Here is a 5,636-nt window from a genome sequence, read left to right on the forward strand (position 1 = left end):
GTTTCATTTTCTTGCATGACATTGGCTAGCACAATCCGACGACCAAGTTGCTGCACACGATCGCGGTCAAGCATAACTGGATGGGCACCACTGCGAGCATAGTAGGCAAGAGTAGCTGCTGACGGTGGATGGCGTTGCACGAGCACAGCATTAAACAGCACTTGTCCACAGGCGCGATCAATAGCATGAATGTGATCAGCGACAGTGTAGCCATCAGTTTCGCCTGGCTCGGTCATAATATTGCAGACATAAATGCGGGGGATATCCGTGCGAGCCGCGATCGCTCTAGTGATTTCCGGTACCAGCAAGTTGGGGATCACACTGGTATACAGACTTCCAGGGCCAATCACAATATAGTCTGCTGCATGAATGGCTTCGAGGGCAGTGGGTAATGCAGGTGGCTCAGGGGGATAACAGCCGATTTTGCAAATCTTGCCCTTAGCAGCCGTAATGTTTGATTCTCCCTCAATCACCCGACCATCCTGCAACTCTGCCCACAGGCGCACATCGCTGATGGTGGCTGGCAACACTCGTCCACGCACAGCCAATACCTCAGAGCTAGCCGCGATCGCCCGTTCGAGATCACCGGTCACCTCTGTCATGGCTGTCAAGAACAAATTGCCAAAACTATGCCCAACTAACCCATCCCCTGCTTGAAAGCGATATTGAAATAGCTCAGTAACTAGTTTTTCTTCGTCTGCCAAGGCGGCCAGACAGTTGCGAATGTCACCCGGTGGCAGCACCCCAATCTCACGGCGCAACCGACCCGACGAGCCACCATCATCAGCAACAGTGACGATCGCGGTGATGTTAGCACTGTATTCCTTCAAGCCTCGCAATAGGGTCGATAGCCCCGTGCCACCGCCGATCGCGACAATCTTGGGACCTCGGTGTAAGCGTCGATGAGTTAACAACCTATCCACCAGCTCATCATCACCATCGGGCATTAATACTTCTGTGATGGATCCTAACGTTCGAGTCTGGCCCCACAGCACCAACAAGATGCCAACAACAATCACAATAGGGCCACTGATTTGACTGGGAACCACCTGCGTTACCATCCGCAACACATCGCGAATAAACCGTATGGTGTAGTAAATCGGCGACAGGTTTGCCCAGATAGCAATTCCTAGCATGGTTAAAAACACACCCCCCACACTTAGCAGCAGCCAACGCTTAACAAACAGCCCCGGCGTTAGCCACTTCACCCACCGAGGAGAGTGATCCATAACCAGAGAGGCAGTTTTGGGGGAGGGGGTCATCCAACGGGACACTCGACGGGTTTCTTGGGAAAGTGTAGACAGTGCTTGCTTGAATAAACTATTTGACATAGTACCTCTTGGGTAGCACCTAGGCAGGGTGCAGAGAAGTCACGACTACATACATACATAGGAACGGACTGATTTCCAGCAGATTGGAGCCAATACAATTAAGGATAAATAACGTAAAACCCTATCCTTGAATTTTCCTCCTGTAACATTAATTGCACCTGTCTTCTGAGTAGGGTGAATGCCACCTGAATCTACGAGATACACAGTACATTAGAGGGGAGGTTGATAAACCAGTGGCTCTTAGTTCTAAGATGCACAATTATCTAAGATGCACAATATAACGTGTAGATAGGTGAGGCCATGGCCCGGATAAATTTTTGTCCCATGGGTTTGCTAGTGTCTAGATGATTCAAACCGAAACTCTGACAGGATCTTAATGCACATTGCTATGGGTGAGCCGATAATTCAGCTAAGGGGCGTGAGTAAGTCATTTGGAGACAATGTGATCCTAGACAGGGTCGATTTGGACATTTATCCCGGTGAGGCGCTAGCTATAATTGGCCCATCGGGAACGGGCAAGTCCACCATTTTGCGTCTGATTGCAGGTCTGATTGCTCCTGATGAGGGTGAGATCTACATCCAGGGGCAACGTCGCCAAGGGCTAATTGAGGATGCTGAGGATCCGATCGGCATTGGTCTAGTTTTTCAGCAAGCAGCATTGTTTGACTCACTAACTGTAGAGGAAAATGTAGGATTTTTGTTGTATCAGCGATCGCGACTGCCCCATGAAAAGATTCGGGCACTGGTGCAGGAAAAATTAGAAATGGTGGGATTACCCAATATTGCTGATCGTTACCCAGCGGAATTGTCTGGTGGTATGCGCAAGCGCGTCAGTTTTGCCCGTGCCATTATCGCTAACCCAGAAAATCCTAAAGATACCCCAGAAGTGCTCCTCTACGACGAGCCAACAGCAGGCTTGGATCCTATAGCATCAACAGTGATTGAGGATCTGATCCGGCAGTTGCAATGTACGGCTGGTGGGTGCAGCACCTACGTGATTGTTACTCACCAGCACAGCACCATTCAGCGCACCTCTGATCGGATTGTTTTACTGTACAGAGGTAAGGTGCAATGGGAAGGTACCTATGCTGAAATGATAGAGACCGATCATCCCATGGTGCAGCAATTTCTCAGGGGTGATGTCCACGGTCCGATTCAAGTTGCGACATAACCTGAAGTTGGAAACGACTATCAGGAACAAAAGTAATGCCCCGACGCTGGGCGCGAATCTGATGGGGTTGATCTAACGGCGGGGCGATCGCCATCTGGTAGGTTGACATCAGGGTTGCTAACACCAGTTTCATCTCGAATAGAGAGAGGGCCATACCAATGCAACTGCGATTGCCGCCACCAAAGGGTAGATACTCATAGGGCGAAAACCTATGGTTCAAGAAGCGATCGGGCTGAAATTCCTCTGGGCACGGGAAGATATCTGAGCGACGATGGGCATTGTAAATGCAGGGCACTAGCACAGTGCCAGAGGGTAGGTGATAATCAGTCAATGTAATCGGCGTTTGGGCGACCCGTGGCTGGGCAATCAGGGCAATGGGATAAACGCGCAGGGTTTCAGCACAGACTGCTTTGAGGTAAGGAAGGTTGGTAATGGCAATTGGATGGCCATCCTGCACAGTTGCTAACTCAGCCATCAAGTTGCTGCGAATGTCGGGCTGGCTATGAATCCAATACAGTGCCCATGTCAGGGCTGAAGCAGTTGTCTCATGGCCTAACAGCAACAGAGTCATCAACTGGTCGCGCAGTTCTTGATCAGTCATTGGCTGGCCAGCCTCATCACGGGCTGTGAGCAGCAAATCTAGCACTCGGCTTTGTTGTTGGGGTTGCCCTCGCCGATCGTGAATCTCAGCATAAATCAGGGCATCAATCTCTGCTAGCAAGTGCTGAAACCGTCCCCAAGGACTCCAACGACCCAAATTGCGCTGCAAGAGTGGCAAGAAAAACTGCACAGAGTAAACAGGGGATGTGACATACTCTAGCAGGTGATGTAGACGGGGTTTCAGTTGGTGATAGCGATGACCTGGAGCCATGCCAAACACTACTCGCAGGATGATATCTAGGGAAATGTCAGCCATGGCCTGACGGATATTGACCGGAGCACCACAAGACCAAGCAGCCAAGTGATGGCGGGTCACTTCTTGGATCATGGCGGCATAGTGAGGGAGTTGTTCACCGTGTAAGGCAGGCATCAACAATTGCCGTTGCCGATGGTGCCGCTTGCCATCTTGCATAATTAGGGACTCGCTACCCGTCAAGGGCTGAAACACATAGGTGACTTTACCCAGCGCCAAACGATTCGCCAAGGTAGTGAAGATAGCCTGAATCCCCTGGGGATTGCTGACAAATACCACGGGTGGTGAGTTAATCCCCAAAACCCTTAGGGTGAACACATCACCATAGCGACGGGCACAGTCTTCTAGAAAAGCGATCGGTTGCAGGATAATCCGTGCGGTTTGCAATGGCCCTGGCAGTGTAGGGCCAGGTGGTAGGGTAATGGGCGGCTGGGGGTAGATAGCAGAGCTATTAATCATTCGCAGGTGATGGACAGATCGCTGACCCAGATGCGAGGTGAAACACCACCCGGCGTTAGATGTTCTTGGGGTTCCACATGAACGATCGATTGCAACAGGGCACGAAAGTCTCCAGCTACTGTGGCTGAGTCAATGCTAGTTTTTTCGCCTTGCCTCAATATCCACCCATCAAAGGGCAGTGAGAATGCACCTTCTAAAGCCTGCACCCCAGCATGAAGAGCTTGGAGGTCGTCGATGAAAATCACATTGTCGGCTGTGTCTAAGGTATAGCGATCATCGGCAGCAGCACCCCCTACTACATGATAGAAGTGAGGACTGACAGTGACCTTAGCACCCATATTGGCATGTCCTGTAGGCTGGGCATTCAGACGCTTAGCCGTGCCTGCACTATGGAGAAAACTAGTCAACACACCCCGCTCAATGAGAGCAACTGGTCGAGTAGGCGTGCCTTCACCATCAAAGGTGTCCTTGCTAACGTTGGCAGGATGCAGGGCATTGTCGTAAACAGAAAGCAGAGGCGAGGCGATCGCAGTGCCTAGTGATTCTGGAGTAGAGAGACTTTGGCGATCAAGAATGTTTTGAGCATTGAACAAGTTAGAGAAAGCACCCAACAAGCTCAGAAACGCTTCCGCAGAAAAGACAACAAGGTACTTACCAGAGGGAACTTTCTCGTAGTCGAGGTGGCTAATGGTTTTTTCCACCGTCTCTTGCAAGCATCCTTGAACATCCAACTCCTCTAAAGACCGACTCACGCGATAGGCTCCTGCGCTGCGAGGTTTTTTACCCTCTTGCTCAGTTTTGCTGTAGAGATAGATAGAACTAGAAGAATGGCTTTCACGGCGAATAGATCCCTCACTATTAAGATAAAACCGAGTAGAGTCCGTCTGAGATAAGCCGTTGTAGGGTACACCCTTGATTGCAGGATGGGCAGCCAGTAGTTGCTGTTCTGCCGACAACAAGGTGCTGATTAGTTCAGCAATAGGTGCTTGGGGAGCAGTTTGCTCAGGTATTGATGCTAGAGGTGCCGTCGCCTCTGGGCTAAAATCAGGTACATGTTCTTTTGCTCCAAAGAAACTAGCCTCATGGGCAGTCTGTAGCGCTAGATGCACACCTATTGGATCAACATCGGTTGTAGACGTAATGCCAACGGTGCCGTCTTGGTTCCAGACCCTCACAGTCACTGCCGATCGATTAGATGCTTTTACCTGCTTAGGCTCACCCATGTCTACTTGCACACTATTGCGATCAATAGTTTCTCCATAGATATCGAACTTTTTAATCCCAAGTTTCTGGGCACTGTCATGGGCTGACGTTGCTAGGTCATCAATGTTCAACATGGTTGTCCTGTTGCGAGTGACATTCTTTCCCTATTATGCGGAATTTTCACCAAAACCGCCGTGTGACTGAGAGTTTCCTAAATCAGGCTTCAACTGGTGCCGACGCTTCAGCTACAGCCGCGGGTTCTTCCTGAGACACAAGCGTCTCCGGGGATCCCTCTGCTACCGGTGCAGGTTCCTCGCTAGCAGCAGGTGCCTCTTCTGCAGGTGCTTCAGCTACCAGTGCAGGTTCCTCCGCAGCGGGCACTTCCTCGGCTACGGGTGCCTCTTCCGCAGGTGCTTCAGCTACCGGTGCGGGTGCCTCCGTGGCGGGTTCCTCGCTAGCAGCAGGTGCTTCAGCTACCGGTGCGGGTTCCTCCATGGCCGGTGCTTCCTCGGCTATGGGTGCGGGTTCTTCACTGGCAGCAGGTGCCTCTTCCGCAGGT

Annotated in this window: 5 protein-coding genes; 1 reads left to right on the forward strand and 4 read right to left on the reverse strand. The window is 51.1% G+C overall.

The genetic code is table 11. The annotated features are described in order from the left end of the window. Positions 1–1,331 (reverse strand): YvcK family protein (locus NZ772_12570; GenBank protein ID MCS6814384.1); only part of this gene is annotated, 1,331 nt, incomplete at its 3' end. Positions 1,332–1,719: 388 nt separating this feature from the next. Between NZ772_12570 and NZ772_12575 the strand changes: the two genes are divergently transcribed. After that, a complete protein-coding gene (locus tag NZ772_12575) occupies positions 1,720–2,502 on the forward strand; it encodes an ABC transporter ATP-binding protein (GenBank protein MCS6814385.1) in 783 nt (260 codons plus the stop codon). Here NZ772_12575 and NZ772_12580 read toward each other — a convergent pair. The 3 genes from NZ772_12580 to NZ772_12590 all read right to left on the reverse strand — a co-directional run. Continuing rightward, positions 2,462–3,874 (reverse strand): cytochrome P450, encoded by a 1,413-nt coding sequence (locus NZ772_12580; GenBank protein ID MCS6814386.1) that lies wholly within the window; start codon positions 3,872–3,874, stop codon positions 2,462–2,464. The two genes, NZ772_12575 and NZ772_12580, sit on opposite strands and share 41 nt — an antisense overlap. Continuing rightward, the gene (locus NZ772_12585; protein MCS6814387.1) at positions 3,871–5,211 is read right to left on the reverse strand and encodes a TldD/PmbA family protein; all 1,341 of its coding nucleotides are present in this window, start codon (positions 5,209–5,211) and stop codon (positions 3,871–3,873) included. Before NZ772_12585 ends, NZ772_12580 begins: the two co-directional genes overlap by 4 nt. An 82-nt stretch (positions 5,212–5,293) precedes the next feature. Next, positions 5,294–5,636 (reverse strand): ribonuclease E (locus tag NZ772_12590; protein MCS6814388.1); only part of this gene is annotated, 343 nt, incomplete at its 5' end.

The sequence above is a fragment of the Cyanobacteriota bacterium genome (assembly GCA_025054735.1).
Taxonomy (GTDB): Bacteria; Cyanobacteriota; Cyanobacteriia; order SKYG9; family SKYG9; genus SKYG9.

Coding starts and splice junctions, on each gene's coding strand:
- NZ772_12585 (MCS6814387.1), bottom strand. CDS start 5,211: ATGTTGAACATTGATGACCTAGCAACGTCAGCCCATGACAGTGCCCAG.
- NZ772_12580 (MCS6814386.1), bottom strand. CDS start 3,874: ATGATTAATAGCTCTGCTATCTACCCCCAGCCGCCCATTACCCTACCA.
- NZ772_12575 (MCS6814385.1), top strand. CDS start 1,720: ATGGGTGAGCCGATAATTCAGCTAAGGGGCGTGAGTAAGTCATTTGGA.